The sequence below is a fragment of the Promicromonospora aerolata genome (assembly GCF_042682255.1).
Classification (GTDB): Bacteria; Actinomycetota; Actinomycetes; order Actinomycetales; family Cellulomonadaceae; genus Promicromonospora; species Promicromonospora aerolata.
The window spans coordinates 5,326,541-5,342,257 of record NZ_JBHUHF010000001.1; the positions used below are offsets into that span (position 1 = coordinate 5,326,541).

The 15,717-nt window shown below is 70.5% G+C and carries 15 protein-coding genes, 1 tRNA gene and 1 pseudogene; 9 read left to right on the forward strand and 8 right to left on the reverse strand.

The window, feature by feature from the left end:
- Positions 1-67 precede the first annotated feature (67 nt).
- The 9 genes from proB (at position 68) to ACFSL2_RS23635 (ending at position 7,717) form a co-directional block, all read left to right on the forward strand.
- On the forward strand, positions 68-1,300 hold the full coding sequence (gene proB / locus ACFSL2_RS23595; protein ID WP_377200173.1) for a glutamate 5-kinase: 1,233 nt from the start codon (positions 68-70) through the stop codon (positions 1,298-1,300).
- Positions 1,301-1,368: 68 nt separating this feature from the next.
- Positions 1,369-2,799 (forward strand): alpha/beta hydrolase, encoded by a 1,431-nt coding sequence (locus ACFSL2_RS23600; protein ID WP_377200174.1) that lies wholly within the window; start codon positions 1,369-1,371, stop codon positions 2,797-2,799.
- 58 nt (positions 2,800-2,857) lie between these two features.
- The gene (locus ACFSL2_RS23605; protein WP_377200175.1) at positions 2,858-4,195 is read left to right on the forward strand and encodes a glutamate-5-semialdehyde dehydrogenase; all 1,338 of its coding nucleotides are present in this window, start codon (positions 2,858-2,860) and stop codon (positions 4,193-4,195) included.
- 127 nt (positions 4,196-4,322) lie between these two features.
- On the forward strand, positions 4,323-4,475 hold the full coding sequence (locus ACFSL2_RS23610) for a hypothetical protein (protein ID WP_377200176.1): 153 nt from the start codon (positions 4,323-4,325) through the stop codon (positions 4,473-4,475).
- Positions 4,476-4,519: 44 nt separating this feature from the next.
- The gene (nadD, locus tag ACFSL2_RS23615; protein WP_377200177.1) at positions 4,520-5,134 is read left to right on the forward strand and encodes a nicotinate-nucleotide adenylyltransferase; all 615 of its coding nucleotides are present in this window, start codon (positions 4,520-4,522) and stop codon (positions 5,132-5,134) included.
- Complete coding sequence (locus tag ACFSL2_RS23620; RefSeq protein WP_377200178.1) at positions 5,127-6,422, forward strand: hypothetical protein; 1,296 nt, start codon at positions 5,127-5,129, stop codon at positions 6,420-6,422. The genes nadD and ACFSL2_RS23620 overlap by 8 nt, the downstream gene beginning before the upstream one ends.
- Positions 6,419-6,856 (forward strand): ribosome silencing factor, encoded by a 438-nt coding sequence (gene rsfS, locus ACFSL2_RS23625; RefSeq protein WP_377200179.1) that lies wholly within the window; start codon positions 6,419-6,421, stop codon positions 6,854-6,856. The genes ACFSL2_RS23620 and rsfS overlap by 4 nt, the downstream gene beginning before the upstream one ends.
- Positions 6,853-7,518, forward strand: coding sequence for a histidine phosphatase family protein (locus tag ACFSL2_RS23630; RefSeq protein ID WP_377200180.1), 666 nt, complete (start codon positions 6,853-6,855; stop codon positions 7,516-7,518). Before rsfS ends, ACFSL2_RS23630 begins: the two co-directional genes overlap by 4 nt.
- A gap of 126 nt (positions 7,519-7,644) precedes the next feature.
- Positions 7,645-7,717: transfer RNA gene (locus tag ACFSL2_RS23635), tRNA-Ala, on the forward strand.
- Positions 7,718-8,327: 610 nt separating this feature from the next.
- Here the strand turns inward: ACFSL2_RS23635 and ACFSL2_RS23640 are convergent.
- From ACFSL2_RS23640 to ACFSL2_RS23675, 8 genes and pseudogenes are all read right to left on the reverse strand, one after another.
- A pseudogene (locus tag ACFSL2_RS23640) lies at positions 8,328-9,392 on the reverse strand (recombinase family protein); the annotation flags it as partial.
- Between the two features lie 183 nt (positions 9,393-9,575).
- The gene (locus tag ACFSL2_RS23645; RefSeq protein ID WP_377200181.1) at positions 9,576-9,830 is read right to left on the reverse strand and encodes a hypothetical protein; all 255 of its coding nucleotides are present in this window, start codon (positions 9,828-9,830) and stop codon (positions 9,576-9,578) included.
- Positions 9,830-10,444 (reverse strand): hypothetical protein, encoded by a 615-nt coding sequence (locus ACFSL2_RS23650; RefSeq protein ID WP_377200182.1) that lies wholly within the window; start codon positions 10,442-10,444, stop codon positions 9,830-9,832. The genes ACFSL2_RS23645 and ACFSL2_RS23650 overlap by 1 nt, the downstream gene beginning before the upstream one ends.
- A gap of 16 nt (positions 10,445-10,460) precedes the next feature.
- Positions 10,461-10,907, reverse strand: coding sequence for a single-stranded DNA-binding protein (locus tag ACFSL2_RS23655; protein ID WP_377200183.1), 447 nt, complete (start codon positions 10,905-10,907; stop codon positions 10,461-10,463).
- Positions 10,908-11,008: 101 nt separating this feature from the next.
- The gene (locus tag ACFSL2_RS23660; RefSeq protein ID WP_377200184.1) at positions 11,009-12,760 is read right to left on the reverse strand and encodes a type IV secretory system conjugative DNA transfer family protein; all 1,752 of its coding nucleotides are present in this window, start codon (positions 12,758-12,760) and stop codon (positions 11,009-11,011) included.
- Between the two features lie 29 nt (positions 12,761-12,789).
- Positions 12,790-13,350 (reverse strand): hypothetical protein, encoded by a 561-nt coding sequence (locus tag ACFSL2_RS23665; RefSeq protein WP_377200185.1) that lies wholly within the window; start codon positions 13,348-13,350, stop codon positions 12,790-12,792.
- The gene (locus tag ACFSL2_RS23670; RefSeq protein WP_377200186.1) at positions 13,350-14,843 is read right to left on the reverse strand and encodes an ATP-binding protein; all 1,494 of its coding nucleotides are present in this window, start codon (positions 14,841-14,843) and stop codon (positions 13,350-13,352) included. Before ACFSL2_RS23670 ends, ACFSL2_RS23665 begins: the two co-directional genes overlap by 1 nt.
- Positions 14,840-15,700, reverse strand: a complete 861-nt coding sequence (locus ACFSL2_RS23675) for a hypothetical protein (protein WP_377200187.1) — start codon at positions 15,698-15,700, stop codon at positions 14,840-14,842. Before ACFSL2_RS23675 ends, ACFSL2_RS23670 begins: the two co-directional genes overlap by 4 nt.
- Positions 15,701-15,717 lie beyond the last annotated feature (17 nt).

The window sequence follows — 15,717 nt, forward strand, 5'->3', positions numbered from 1 at the left end:
CCGTGGCGGGTGCCCGGCCCGTGAAATGACCGCGCGCGCCGGGCGGTGCTCCGGGGAGGATGAGAGCGTGACCCCTCTCGATCCCTCGGATGACAGTCCCCAGGACGTTCAGCGCACTCAGGATCTTCAGCGCACCCAGGACGTTCAGCCCACGGAGACCGTCCGGACCGCCCAGCACGCGCGGTCGGCGATCGCCGGCGCGCGGCGCGTGGTGGTGAAGATCGGCTCGTCGTCCCTGACCGGCCCGGACGGACACCTCGACGTCGGGGCACTGCGTGGCGTCGTCGAGGTGCTCGCCGCCCGCCAGGCCGAGGGCACCCAGATCGTGCTCGTCACCTCGGGCGCCATCTCCGCGGGCATCGGCCCGCTCGGGCTCGGTACGCGACCGCGCGACCTCGCCACCATGCAGGCCGCCGCGTCCGTGGGCCAGGGCCAGCTCGCGGGCCGGTACCAGGAGGAGTTCGCGGCCTTCGGCATCCAGATCGGGCAGATCCTCCTGACCGCCGAGGACACCGTTCGCCGCGCCCGGTACCGCAACGCGCAGCGTGCGCTGGAGCGGCTGCTCGCGCTCGGCGTAGTACCGGTCATCAACGAGAACGACGCCGTCACCACCGACGAGCTGAAGTTCGGCGACAACGACCGCCTCGCGGCGCTCGTCTCCCACCTGGTCCGCGCAGACGCCCTGCTCCTCCTGACCGACGTCGACGGTCTGCACGACGCACCGCCGTCGCGCCCCGGCGCCCGCCGGATCCCGCTGGTCGACGACCTCGCGGAGATCGCCGGCGTCGAGGTGACCGCACGGGGCAGCTCGGTCGGCACGGGCGGCATGGTCACCAAGCTGGAGTCGGTGCGGATCGCCACCGGCGCGGGCGTCCCGACCGTCCTCACGCTCGCCCAGAACGCCGCCGCGGCGCTCGCAGGGGACGACGTCGGCACCGTCTTCACGGCCACCGGGCGGCGCACGTCGGCGCGCCGGCTGTGGATAGCGCACGCGGCTCGTACGGAGGGCCGCCTCCACCTGGACGACGGCGCCGCACGTGCCGTCCTGGGCGGCCGCGCCTCGCTGCTGCCCGCCGGGATCACCAAGGCCGAGGGGCAGTTCGACGCCGGGGACCCGGTCGAGCTCGTCGCACCGGACGGCACGGTGGTCGCCCGAGGGCTCGTCGCCTTCGACTCCGGCGACCTGCCCGCGCTGGTGGGGCGCTCCACCTACGCGCTGCGCGAGGAGCTGGGGGAGGGGTACGACCGTGTCGTGGTGCACCGGGACGACCTGGTGCTCGACCGGCCGATGAGTTCCTAGGGGGCGACGCGTCGACCCGGGTGAGGCGGTGCGCACCGGTGCGCACCGCGCTACCCGAGGAGATCCCGATGCCACGTACCCGACAGATCCCGACGGCGCTGCTGGCCCTGGCCGCGCTGTTCCTCTCCCTGCTGATCGCGCCGACGGTCGCCCGGGCCGCCAACGATGCGCCCCCGCCGACCGAGCACACGGGCGAGATCGACGGCGCCGCCTACCGCGTGCTGATCCCCGAGGACTGGAACGGGACGCTGCTGCTCTACAGCCACGGCAACTACCCGTCCGAGTTCTTCGGTGACAGGCCCGTGCCGCACTTCCTCGCCAACCAGCCCGCTACCGAGGCCGCGCTCACCGACCGCGGCTATGCCCTCGCGGCGTCGCTGTTCCAGGGCGGCGGCCTCGACTTCACCGTCCCGACCGCCGTCGGCGACCAGTCGCGCCTGCTGGACTGGTTCGAACAGAACGTGGGCGAGCCGGAGCGTACCTTCACCACCGGCTCCTCGATGGGCGCGGTGACGGCGATCAAGCACGCCGAGGTGGAGCCGGACCGGATCGACGGCGTCCTCACGATCGGCGGCGCGATCGACGTGGTCGGCATGCTCGACACCGTCCTCGACGTCAACCTCGCCACCAAGGCGCTGCTCACCGACGGCACGGACGCCGGCGGCGAGCCCATCGAGCTGGTGCACCCCAGCGACCCGGTCGCGAGCCGCGCCGCGCTGGTGGACGCGCTCACCGCGGCCGTCCGGACCCCCGACGGGCGCGCCCGCATCGCGCTCATCGCGTCGCTCAACAACATCACCGGCTGGTACGACGTGACGCGGCCCCGGCCCGACGACCTCGAGGACTGGATCAACGGCCAGGCACAGTGGCTCATCTGGGCGTACACGACGGGACTCGGCCCGACGGCCCGCGTCGACTGGGAGGCCGAGCTCGGCGGCAACGTCTCCGCGTCGTTCGACGGCGACTGGGCGCACCGGCTCGTGCACTCCGGAGACCTGCGCGAGGTGCGCGCCGCCTACGCTGCCGCACCCGGCGCCGACCTGTCGGCCGACCTCGCAGCGCTCGCCGCCGAGCCGGTCGTCGAGGCCGACCCGGACGCCCGGGCGAACCTGGTGCGGCACCGGCCCGAGGGCACCACGCCGTCGCCGGTCCTCACCCTGCACACCACGGGCGACGGCGGTGCGCCGCCGTCGTACGAGCGGTCCTTCGGCGACCGCGTGGCCGAGGTGGGGGACCGCGAGCGGTACCGCAGCGTCTACGTCGAGCGAGGCGCGCACCTGACGGTCAGCGTCGCCGAGGAGCTGGTCGCGCTGCGTGCGCTCGAACGGCGGGTCGACGCGGGGCACTGGCCGAGCCTGAGCCCCCGACAGCTGAACCGCGCGGCCTGGGAGCTGGGGCCCGACTACTTCGGGATCTTCGACCCGGTGTCCGGCGTGTCGGACCACGAGCCGGCGTTCACGCACTTCGTCCCGCCGCGGGCAGCCCGCCCGTCGTGGTGAGTGTCCGCACCACGGATTCGCCCTCGGCATCGGCCCTCGCCCGACGTAGTCTCGACGCATGACGACAGTGAGCCAGGACGAGGTGGCCCGTGCCGGGGGCGAGACTGCCGGAGAAGCAACGCCGCAGCCCGTGGACGTCGCCGCCCCGGTGCGCGACGTCGCCCGGCGCGCCAAGGTCGCCTCGCGCACCCTCGCCACGGCGAACCGCATGACGAAGGACGCCGCGCTCGGTGCGATCGCGGACGCCTTGGTCACCGCCGCGGACCGGATCGTGGCCGCGAACGCGGAGGACCTGGAGCGCGGACGAGCGAACGGGATGTCCGCGGGGCTCCTGGACCGGCTGGCCCTCACCCCGGAGCGGATCGCGCAGATCGCCGACGCGCTGCGCGACGTCTCCGGGCTGCCCGACCCGGTCGGCGAGGTGGTGCGTGGGCAGACCCTGCCGAACGGCCTGCGCCTGCGCCAGATCCGGGTACCCATGGGTGTGGTCGGCATGATCTACGAGGCCCGGCCCAACGTCACGGTCGATGCCGCCGGCCTGGCCCTGAAGTCCGGCAACGCGGTGATCCTGCGCGGGGGCAGCGCGGCCGCGGCCTCCAACGCCGTGATCGTCGCGGTCATGCAGGACGCACTCGCCGCACGCGGCCTCCCGGCCGACCTCGTCCAGTCGATCGACGGGTACGGCCGGGAGGGCGGCGTCGCGCTCATGCGGGCCCGCGGCCTGGTGGACGTGCTGATCCCGCGGGGCGGCGCCGACCTCATCCAGACCGTGGTCCGCGAGTCCCTGGTGCCCGTGATCGAGACGGGCGTGGGCAACGTGCACGTCTACGTGGATGCGACGGCCGACGTCGCCATGGCCGTCGCGATCGTGATGAACGCGAAGACCCAGCGGGTCGGCGTCTGCAACGCGGCCGAGACGTTGCTCGTGCACGAGGCCGCCGCGACGTCGTTCCTGCCCGCGGCGCTCGCCGCGCTGTCCGACGCCGGTGTGGTGCTGCACGGTGACGCGGCAGCCATGTCCTTTGCCCCCGGGGGCGCCGACATGGTCCCTGCGACGGACGAGGACTGGGCAACGGAGTATCTGGCCCTGGAGCTCGGCGTCCGCGTGGTGCCTTCGCTCGATGCGGCGATCGAGCACATCCGTACCTGGTCCTCCGGCCACACGGAGGCGATCGTCACACGGGACATCGCGGCGGCGGACCGGTTCGTCGCGGAGGTCGACTCGGCCGCGGTGATGGTCAACGCGTCGACCCGGTTCACGGACGGCGGCGAGCTCGGCCTCGGTGCGGAGATCGGCATCTCCACGCAAAAGCTGCATGCGCGCGGCCCCATGGGACTCACCGAGCTCACCACGACCAAGTGGGTCGTCACGGGCGACGGGCACGTCAAACCATGAGGGATCGCGGGCGTGCCGGAGACCTCCGCAGGATCTCCTTGCGACCCGGAGCCGCGATGCACGGCCCGCAATTCGTCCGTGAGAGACTAAAGCCCACCTGAGCACGTCCGACTGGGAGGAAGAACCCGTGCCATATACCGCCGTTCTGGTCGCCGAGGCTGCCTCGGAGCACGCCGCCGAGCCGATCGCCCCGATCGTCCTCGGCCTGATCGCCTTCGGCTCGCTCGTGGCCGCGCTGCTCGTCACGTTCGCGTTCCGCAACGTCGGTAACCGGCACTGATCCGCCAGACGGGAGCCTGACGACCAGATGAGCGCACCCACCGTATGAGTGCCCCCACTGGGACCAGGCCGCGCATCGGGGTGATGGGCGGCACGTTCGATCCCATTCACCACGGACACCTCGTCGCCGCGAGCGAGGCGGTCGCCCACCTGGGGCTGGACGAAGTCGTCTTCGTCCCCACGGGCCGGCCGGGATTCAAGCAGAAGCAACGGGTCACCCCCGCGGAGCACCGGTATCTCATGACGGTGATCGCAACGGCGTCCAACCCGCGCTTCACGGTGAGCCGTGTCGACATCGACCGGGAGGGCCTCACCTACACGGTGGACACCCTTCGGGACCTGCGTGAGCAGCGGCCCGAGGCGGACCTCTATTTCATCTCGGGAGCCGATGCCATCCAGCAGATTCTTCGGTGGAAGGATGCCGAGAAGCTGTGGGACATGGCACACTTCGTCGCTGTCACACGGCCAGGGCACATGCTCTCCGTGGACGGGCTGCCTCGGGATGGTGTGACGACGCTCGAGGTTCCTGCGCTAGCTATCTCCTCGACCGACTGTCGTCGTCGGGCCGAGGAGGGGTTGCCGGTCTGGTATCTGGTGCCTGACGGCGTGGTCCAGTACATCGCCAAGCACGGACTGTATCGAGGTCTTCACGATGAGTGACAACAAGGGTCGTCCCATGACGCGCCGCGAGATCCGCGAGCGTGAGGCTGCCGCTGCGGCCGCCGCTGCCGGTGGATCCGGTGGCGCCGGTGGTGGTGCCTACCCGCCGCAGGGCGGCCAGCAGCAGCCTCCGCACCGCGGCGCGCCCGCGCCCGAGGGCGGCTGGTCGCCGCAGAACCCGCCGGTCGCCCGGCCCCCGCAGGCGACGGGTGGCTCGCGCGGTGTGGACGCGACCGGACGCCTGACACCCGTGCAGCAGCCCGGTGGCAACCCGCCGCCGTACGGCGCTGGTGGACCCGGCCAGGGTCGGCCGGGCGCCGCCCCGTCCGGTCCTGGTGGCCACGGCGCCCCGCCGGCCGGCCCCGCTGCGCGCCCTGCAGCTCCTGGCGGCCCCGGACCTGGTGCTCCCGGCCAGCAGGGCCCCGGGCCCGGTGGAGCGGGGCCGCAGGGTCCCGGCCAGCAGGGTCCCGGCCAGCAGGGTCTTGGTCAGCAGGGCGGCCCCGGTCCGCAGGGTGGTCCGCCCAGCCCGTTCGGTGCCCGTCCGTCTGCTGCTCCCGTGCCGCCAGCCCCCCAGCAGGGTCGGTCCGGGCGGTTCGGCGGACAGGGTGCACCCCAGGGTCCTGGTCCCGGCATGCCTAGTGGCCAGGATGGTCCGGCCGGCCCCGGCCGGCCCGGTGACCCCGGCCAGACGTCGCAGTGGGGTGCCGGCCCGGCCGCGCCCGCACAGGCGCCGTCGAGCCCGCCGAACCCGTTCGGCAACCGGCCCGGTGCCCCCGCACCCGGCGCACCGCCCGGCCTCGCCCAGCAGCGCCCGGGCAGCCCGGCGCAGCCCGCGGGCGGTCCCCCCAGCGGGATGGCGGGCGCCGCCGCGCCGCCGCTGCCCTGGGAGTCCGGCGCCGCACAAGCGGCACCGCAGTCGCTCCCGCCGGGTGGCAGTCCCGCGGCACCCGGTTCCCCGTTCCCGGGCCGTCCCGGTGCGGGCCAGCCGGGTGGTCCGGGGCCGCAGCAGCCGGGTGGACCCGGCGGCCAGTTCCCCGGCCCGAGTGGTCCCCCCCGGTCCTCCCGTCGTGAGGCGGACGAGGAGTGGGGCGAGGAGGAGGACGAGGGGCCGCAGTACACCTGGCTCCACTACATCATCCTGGTGGTCGTCGCGTTCGTGCTGGGCCTCCTGATCTGGAAGCTCGTGCTCGAGGGCGACAGCTCGTTGCCGCAGGACCAGGCCGCAGCACTGCTGGGCATACTGCCGGGTGGGTCACCCGCCGGCTTCACAGGAGGTGGTGCGGCATGACCGCGACAGACCGTGCTACAGAGCTCGCGATCCTTGCGGCGCGAGCCGCGAGCAGCGTCAAGGCGCAGGAGATCATCGCGCTCGACGTGAGCGAGCAGCTGGTGCTGACCGATGTGTTCCTCATCGCGTCCGGCGCCAGCGAACGACAGGTCTCGGCGATCGTCGACGCCGTCGAGGAGTCGCTCTTCAAGGAGGGCGTCAAGCCGATCCGGCGGGAGGGCAAGTCCGAGGCCCGCTGGGTGCTGATCGACTTCGGCGACGTCGTGGTGCACGTCCAGCACGCCGAGGACCGCACCTACTACGCGCTCGAGCGCCTCTGGAAGGACTGCCCCGCGATCCCGCTCCCGGAGGACGCGCGGGGCGGCGGCGACACCGGTGAGTACAGCGACCCCGACGACGGCGCCATCCACCTGGCCGGGGACCCACACCGGTGACCGCGGGCACGATCGTGCTGCTGCGCCACGCGCGCACGGCATACAACGCCGGGCTGCGCCTGCAGGGCCAGATCGACATCCCGCTCGACGAGGTCGGTAGCTGGCAGGCGGAGCAGGGGGCCACGGCGCTCGCGGCATCGCACAAGGGCTCGCTCGTGGTGGCCAGCGACCTGGAACGGGCGCGCGTCACGGCCGCCGCGTACGCGCGGCACGTGGGCGCGGAGGTCGTGACCGACGCCGGTCTGCGGGAGCGGTCGTTCGGCATCTGGGAGGGCCTGACCGACACCGAGATCGCCGAGCGCTGGCCGGACGAGCACGCGGTCTGGCGGAGCGGCGGGGAGCCGTCCGTCGCGGGTGTCGAGTCCAAGGACGTCGTCGCCCGGCGCATGGAGGAGGCGGTGCTGCGGCACGCCGATGCGCTGAGTGCCGGCGAGACGCTCGTCGTGGTGTCGCACGGATCGGCGATCACACAGGCGATCACCCGGCTGCTGGGTCTCGACCCGGCCACGTGGCGCGGGCTGCACGGCCTGCACAACGTGCACTGGTCCCACCTGCGTGCGTCCGCGCCGGGCGCCGAGCCGGCGTGGCGGCTGGTGGCGCACAACGTGGGTGCCGGGTACCCGCTCGACACCTGGCAGTCGGGGCCGGAAGCCCGGCAGTGACGAGCGGCGTCCGGCGGCGTGCCGGACGCGTGACGGAACGCACGCCGCTCTTGATTTGGTCCTTGGCGCCGGTCTGCATAGACTGACGACGCTCGCCCGGCTGGATGGCTGGGGGAGACCAATTTCGGGGCTGTGGCGCAGCTGGTAGCGCACCTGCATGGCATGCAGGGGGTCGGGGGTTCGAGTCCCCCCAGCTCCACCCGACGCACAAGGCTCGAACCCTTGCCAACAGAATCGTTGGTGGTGGTTCGGGCCTTGTCTGCATTCTCGGCCCAGGTGAGGGCATTGGCGTTGATCTCGGGGTCCAGCAGCATCTCGAAGGGCCGGTTGTTCTCGACGCGGAGTTGATCGTCTTCGTCGATATAGACCTTGGTGAAGAACGCCTGGTTGCATAGGCGACGGTTTGCGTCATCGCACCGGTTGTAGATGTCGGCACAGTTGGCCAGCAGGTCCAGCGCATCGTCGAGATGGGCTCGGGCGTCGGCGTACTCGCAATGGTGGGCGTCGATGCGCCGGTTGACTTGGTCGAGTTCACCTAGGATGCGGTCCTGCTCCCTCTTGAGGAGGGCGAGCGGGATCGCGTCGGCGTAGTGGGCCTGGAGGAGCCGTTCTTGCTCGTGTTGGAGGCGGTCGCGGGTGGCGGTGAGCTGAGCCAGTTCCTCGACTTCTGCGGACATGAGTTGGTCGAACTCGTGGTGCAGCATCCCGGCGATTGCTCCGTGCTGAGCTGGGGTGATCTGGATGCGCTGGTAGTAGTCCTCGATCAGCTTCTCGACATCGGCAATGAGGATCGCGCCGCGGTCACAGGTGGTGCGCTTGGAGTGTCGGCCGGAGCAGACGAAGTAGCAGTAGACGTTGCCGTGCCGGTTCTTCGCGTTGGAGACGATCAGCCGGGAGCCGCACTGGCCGCAGTAAATGGTGCCTTTGAGGTAGTGATCGTGAACCTGAGTCGCCTCGACCGCGGACTTGTGCGCGGTGAGCACGGATTGGACCTGGTACCAGACCTCGGAGGGCACGAGTGGCTGATGGGCTCCCTTGTAGTTGACGCCCCGGTAGGTCACGTCGCCCTTGTAGTAGGGGTTGGTGAGCATCCGGTGCACCGAGGACACCGCCAGAGGCTTGGACGGGCGCTTCGGTGTGGGCAGACTCATCAGACCGCGGGAGGTGAGTTCGTCGTGGAGCTGGCTGACAGTCCAGTTCCCCGAGGCGTAGGCCTTGAATGCCCACTCGACTAGGGGCGCGCGCTCGGGGTCGAGTTCGACGGTGCGGGCCTCGCGGTCCATCTCGTCGCGGGTGCGGACGTTGAGGTAGCCAATGGGCGCCTTGCCGAGGGTTCCACCGCCGGCTGCTTTTTGCGTCATACCCTTGGTGACTTCGGTGGCGAGATTGCGGGAGTAGAACTCGGCGATGGTGGACATGATGCCGTGCAGCAGCATGCCCGAGGGCGTCTCGTCGATGTTCTCCGTCGCCGAGACGAGCAGCACCCCGGCTTGCTGGAGAGCGAGGTGGATGGTCACGTCGTCGGCGCGGTTGCGCGCGAGCCGGTCGACCTTGTGGACGATGCAGTAGGTGACCTTGTGCTGCTTGACGTAGCGGATCATCCGCATCAGTTCGGGCCGGTCTGCCTTGCGGGCGGACTCGCCGGCGTCGATGAACTCCTCCACGATGGCCGCGCCGAGCTGTTCGGCCTTGCGCCGATTGGCTTCGCGCTGAGCGGGAATGGAGAAGCCCTCGTCGCGGCCTCCCTTCTCCGCTTGTTCCTTGGTGGACACGCGCAGATACGACACTGCTACGGCGGCACCGTCGGGCGGGTCGATGAGGCTCTGTACCGGGTCGTTGCGGACGGGGCCGGTGTTGGTGGACGCGCTGGCCATCGGGTCCTGCTCTCTCTCGGATCGACCCTCGCGCCCGTGAGCCGGTGAAGGCTCGGACGGTGGTGTTGATCGTGAGAGCAGCCCGAAGGCTGTAGGACGAGACCCGACGGGGCCACGGTGCGTGTTGCCCGCCAGTCGGCGGGGTTGAGGACCACAACACCTCACGCGGTACGCGAGGCTTGCTTAGCCAATTCTACTGTCTTGGTCCGTCACTGCGGTAGCCGCAGCCGACGTGGCGCCGCCGGTGGCGGGCCGGTAGGTGTCGGGTCGTTCAGTTGCCCGGTGTTCGGCGCGGGTGCGGCCGGTCTCCTGCAAGGTCAGCCGGATCAGCACCTCGGCGAGCTTGTGCAGGTCGGGCCGGTCACGATGGACCGCGCGGACGGAGAACGACCGGTCCTCGTATCGACGGCGGTTCGTCTTCTTTGCATAGGAGCCCATCAGTCCCGCACCTCCCCGGTCTCGGGATCGACATCGGGGTCGATGTGGGTGTAGAACTCTTCCTCGGCCTGCTGGCGGCGCCGCACATCGGCTTGGACCCATTCGACGAACTCCATGTCGCGGTCGGCGAGGACGATGTCCTCCACCGGCGTTGCGGGGTCTTCGCCGGGCCAAACGGTCTGCCGGGTGGGCCGGTCGCGGTCCAGGCGGGTGCCGGAGGCGGCCACCCAGTCGCGGAGCCGGTTGCGGGTCTCGGCGAAGTCGCGATGCCACCCGCTGGGGGCGGACCCGTTCTGCTCGGCGTCGTAGGCGCACAGCCAATGCAGATGCAGAGCGGACAGCTCCCACACCAGCTCGGGGTGGTGGTGCCAGAACGGTGGGATCACACTGGCGGGCAGCCCGTAGGTGTGCCGCAGCCAGTCCACCCACTGGTTCAGAGCCAGCCACTCTTGTTCCAGCTCGTGTGCGGTCAGCAGGTTCCAGTTCACCGGGTGCGGTGGTTCCGACACGTCCGCAGCGCTGGTCCGCGGCGGATTGTCGAAGACATCCGGTTCGTCCAGCACGGATTCGTCTATCCCGGCACCGGGGTGAGTGTCGGGGGTCTCGTCAGTCATGGTCGCCGCTCCCGGTTCACAGGCTCAGCGGCGACGACTGGGCCGCCGGTGTCGGCCGGTGTGGTGCCTCGTACGCGGCCGCCCCTTGCTCCGCCGCAGACCTGCGGGGTGTGCGGTCCACGTCGTAGCGGGTGCGGGCGGCGTCATGGCCGACCTTCTTGGCCACGAACTCTTCACCCTCAATGTTCTGCCCGTTGCGTTCGTAGCTGACGGGGCGGGTGTAGCCCTCAGCGATGAAGTTGTCGCCCTTGGCGAGCCTCGCGTGAGCGTGTTCGGCTGATCGGCCGAACATCACCATGTGGTGATAGGACGTTTCGATCCGGGTGAACGTCCCGTCGTCTTCGCGCCGGAAGTGCTCTTTGCCGATCCGTGCGTAGAACCGGGCATCGCCCTTCGACGTCTCGCGCAACTGCGGGTCCGAGGCGATGAAGCCCGACAACGACTCCTGCGTCTGAATAGCCATGACAGTGCCTTCCTGACTTCTCGATGGCGACCATCCGTTCGGGCCGCTGTGTCAGGCAGGTGCACACGCGGACCCGCGGATGCGGCATGTCAGGACGACTGTCAGGAGTCGGTGGGGCGGCGGAGCAAGACTTCCATCCCGGCCCGGTCCTCGCGGAGCTGATCGGCGTCGGGACGTGATGGCCAGGTGCGCAGGTCGGTCACGATCGGTGGCGCGGAGCGCAGCAGGGTGACGCCGGTGCCGAACGGCAGGGTTCTGATCCGGTCCGGTGGCAGGATCGGCACGCGGCGGATGGAGCGTTGGTTGGAGCGGGTGCCGTGGTCGCCGAGGGTCACGCTGTCGGTGTATTCGTCGCGTTCGCCGATCAGCGTGGAGAGGTCTTGGAGGTCTCGGGAGTTGGAGGCGCCTCCGAGGATGATTTTGACGATGCTGGCGTCCCAGATCGCTCCGGCGGCGTTGTCATTCCAATTGTCGCGGGCTTGGGCGAGGGACTGGAGGACGGGCAGGGTGGTGATGCCGGTGCCGCCACCTTCAGCCATGAGTGTCGGCAACGACGGCAAGGGTGCGAGGTTGCCGATCTCGTCCAGTGCGAGCAGCAGTGGCGGGTCGAGCCTTGCGCCCGGTGAGCGGGCGGCGATCTTTCGTGCGGTCTCGATGAGGTCTTCGACGAACGCGGCCACGAGCGCGGCAGATGCGCCGGCGCCGGCTCCGGTGGCGAGAAGGTAGAGGGTTCCGCGTTCTTGGATGAAGCGTTCGGGGTCGAAGGCCTCGCCCGGTCCGGGTGAGACGGCATCGAGAACGCGGGGGTCGGCCAGTGCTCCGAGGGCGAGGGCTACACCCTGCCAGATGGAATCCCTCGTCTTGGGGTCGGAGTCGATCATCGCCGCGAGCGAGTCCGCCCACCCGGTGGCCGCCTGGGTGCTGTTGGTGAGGATCGCGACGGCCTCGGCTGCCGCCGTGGGGTCGAGGGTCCACCGGAACAGCTCAGCCGGTGGCCGGTGGTCCAGGGCGGCGGCGTGTAGGAGGGCTTGGAGGGCGGTGCGGGTCTTGCCTTCCCAGAAGCCGCCGGACTCCACGCCACCGGCGGACAGTCCGGTGGCGGAGGCGAGGCCGGTGGCGCGGATCATCGCCGTCAACGGGTTCTCGCACCCGCGTACCGGGGACCAGCGCAGTCCGGCGGGGATGCCTTCGGCGAGGTGTTGGGGGTCGAAGACCGCCACCGGCCCGATGCGCTGGCGGGCGCGAAGGGTGGCGGTGAGGTTGTCCGGGCGGGTGCTGGTGGTGACGACGGCGCCGGGGGCGTCGAGGATCGCCGGGATCACGATGTGCAGGCCCTTGCCGGAGCGGGGTGGGCCGATGAGCAGGATCGAGTCCTCCACGCTCGCCCACACCTCACGGCCCTTGGAGGTGCCGATCCGGTAGCCGACATCCCCTGCGTCGGGATCGTTCAGGGAGGGGCGCAGCGTCCCGGCCCGGCACAGCAGCGCTTTCGGCGAGGCGGTCTGTGCCACGTCATGGTTGGTGGCGGTTCCGACGAGCCGGCGCGGGTCGGTCTCGACCTTCCGGGAGTGACGGCGCAGCCGCACCCACGCCCATACACCGGCGGCGACGAGGCCGGCGAGCATCAACGCGGTGGTGATCCAGTACGCGACGGAGTTCAGCTCGTCGCTGTCGAGGGCGGCGGCGGGGTTGCCGGGGTTGAACAGCACACCGAGCCCGGATGCTGGTCCCGCTTCGGGTTGGGGTGCGCCGGTGAGTAACGCCGACACACTGCCTGCGGCGCGGAGGATGAGCGCGATCCCGAACATCCCGACCAGCCCGATGAGGGCGGCGTTGGTCAGCTCATCGCCCATGCCCCCGGTCTGCCGCTGCCGTGGCACGCTCACGGCAGCCGCCGAACATGCGTGGTGCCAGAGACTCGACCGAACAACACGACCTCGCCCGTGCCGTCACGCAGCACCGAGGCGAGTTGACCTTTGTCGAGGAGAGTTTGCGCAGCGCCGGTGCCGGAGGCATCGGTGTGGGAGACGATGGTCGCGATGGCCACGTCCTCACCGGGCACGAATCCGTCCGCGGTGACCTCGATCAGTTGTGGCTCTCGCGCCTTCTTGCTGCGCTTACCGCGTTGGCCATCGGGTTCGGTCTTCGGTAGTGGGGGTGTGGTGCGGCGGCGAGCGCGGATGATGTCAGTGAAGACACTCCCGTCGCTTTCGTGGACCTCGACGCGCACGGCGATTGTGCGGTCGGCGGTGATGGCATCCAGCAGGGCTCCGAAGGTGCTCCGCGCCCAGTCGAGGCCTTCATGCGGTGGCGGGTACGGGGCACCGTCGACGGTGACATCCAGCGTGCCGGCCTCGGTCACGGTGATGACGACGTGTGGCAGCACGAGCGGGGTTTGCTCCGGCTCTTGCCAGGGCGCTCGGCGTGGGGGTTTGCGGTTCATCACGTCACCCCGGAGGTGAGTCGCGAGCTGGTGTCGAACAGCTCGAGCTCGGCGGGATGCAGCTGGTGCTGGGTCACGAAGGCCCTGTCCTTGATCCGCCACAGACCCTGCCCGACACCCAGGCTCGGCAGCAGCTTCTGCTCGGTGCCGGTGAGGCCGAGCGCTGCGGCGGTGGGGCCGAGCTGATCGGATTCTTGGCGGTAGACAATGCGGGTCTCGGCGTTCGCGAGGAGGCTGTTGGCCAGCGACCGCATGGCGGAGCCGGCGTCGCCGACGTTGTCGAGGTCGGACAGCTTGTGGAAGATGAGCATGTTCGCGATCCCGTAATGCCGCGCGAGCCGCCAGTGGGCGTCCATGCGGCGTAGCAGGGCGGGGTGGGACATGAGGCGCCAGGCTTCGTCGTAGATCACCCACCGCTGCCCACCGGCAGGGTCCAGCAGCGCGGACTCCATCCACGCACTGGAGCACGTCATCAACACCGAGATGAGCATGGAGTTCTCGGTCACGCGTGAGAGGTCGAGGGAGATCATCGGCAACGACGGGTCGAACGCCTCCGTAGAGGGGCCATCGAACAAGCCGGCGAGGTCGCCGGCCACCAGTCTGCGTAGGGCGTGGCCGACGAGCCGGCCGTCCTCGGCCAACCTCCCGTCGCCGTCGGCGTCGGCGTTGGGGCTGAGAATGTGGTCGACGACCATCGGCAGGATCGGCACGTCGTTGTCGCGCACTGTCTGGGTCAGGGCGAGGTCGATCGCGGTGTGCTCCAACGGCGTCAGCCCCCGTCCCAGCACCGTTTCGGCCAGTGCCCCGATGAGGTCACGGCGCCGGGAGGCGACCGTGGTGGCCCATTCCTCATCCGAGAACCCGGAGGGCCGGTGTCCCTCATCGAGGGGATTCAGTCTCGTGTTGAGGCCGTGGCCTAATACGATCGCCCTCCCGCCGACCGCTTGGGCGACGGCGGTGTGCTCGCCCTTGGGGTCACCGGGGACATACACGCGCCGCCCGAACGGCAGGCTACGGGTGTAGAGGGACTTCGCCAGGGACGATTTACCGGAGCCCACGATCCCGGCGAGCACGACATTGGGAGCGGTGATGATCCCGCGGGCATAGAGCACCCACGGGTCGTAGACGAACGAGCCACCGGAGTAGAGGTCTTGGCCGACGAACACCCCGTCCGCACCTAGGCCGCCTTCGGCGACGAACGGATACGCCCCAGCCAACGTCGCCGACGTGTCCTGATGTCGTGGGAGTCGGAACCGGCCCGGGGTGCGCAGTGCCGCCGGACCGGGCTCCCCAGCCGCGGGCAGGTAGGTCATTGCGCGGCGTTCGGCGCGCTCCGCCTCCGCTTTGGCCTCCGCTGCCGCCTTCTCGGCGCGGTGCTGCTCGGCTTGGAGCTTCGCGGCCGCCTGGCGCCGCTGCTTGCGCAGTCGGCGACGCTCCCTCGCCGGGGCGACCAGAACGGCGGTGTGCAGGCGCTCTGGCTCCTGCCCGGTCACAGGGACAGCCCCCGCCCCACAGATGTGGTCGACCGGGCCGGGCCGGCGAACCAGTCCGTCTCGGCCATCGCCGGCGCTGGCGCCGCGCCCGGAGTCGTGGCGGGCGCGCTCGGGTCGAGGGCACCGCTGCCGGCGATGGCCTCGCGCGTCGGCACCACGTCGGAGTCGTCCAGCGCCGGATCGAGCGGGACAGTATGGGCGCGGAGCAGGCTGACGTGCCCCATCGCCGGGTTGTAGGTGAGGGTGTAGTCGCCCTCGGTGACGACCCGGTCGAGCGGGCCGATTGGGGGTTCGTCGTAGACGTGCCCGTTCTCCAGGGCGGCGTCGGTCGTCTCATCCCCGTAGTCGAAGCCCGTCAGGTGCTCGATGCCTGCATCCGGGCCGCCGCGGTCGATCAGCTCCAGCACGTCGTCGGCCTCCTCGCCTTGAAGAAACACGACGCTGATCCACCGCGAGACGGGTTCCTCGGTCGGTCCCTGGTGTTCGATGGATTCCGACGACAGGGTGGGGTCGGGGTTCCAGGCGATTCGTCCCGAATGGGAGAACGCCGCATCGAGTCGGTCATAGGCCTGGTCCAGGAGGGTGCCGGCCTGGTGCAGCTCGTCGGCTGCGGCCAAGGCGTCCTGTGCTCCTGCGGTGTGGTTGCCGTTGTCATCGAACGCGCGGGCGCGATGGGCCAGGTGTGTGGTGGCGAGCTGGTCGAGCACTTGGCGCAGTGACCGCATCCCGGCGACCATGTCGCCGAACACGGTGTAGGTGTCGGCAGGATTGTCGAAGACCCGGCTGGCGTGGGCCAGGCCGCGTAGCGCTTCGGATGCTTCGGCGGCATCGGCGAGTGGGTCGTGGAAGGTGGGCATCGTGGGGCCTCCTATAG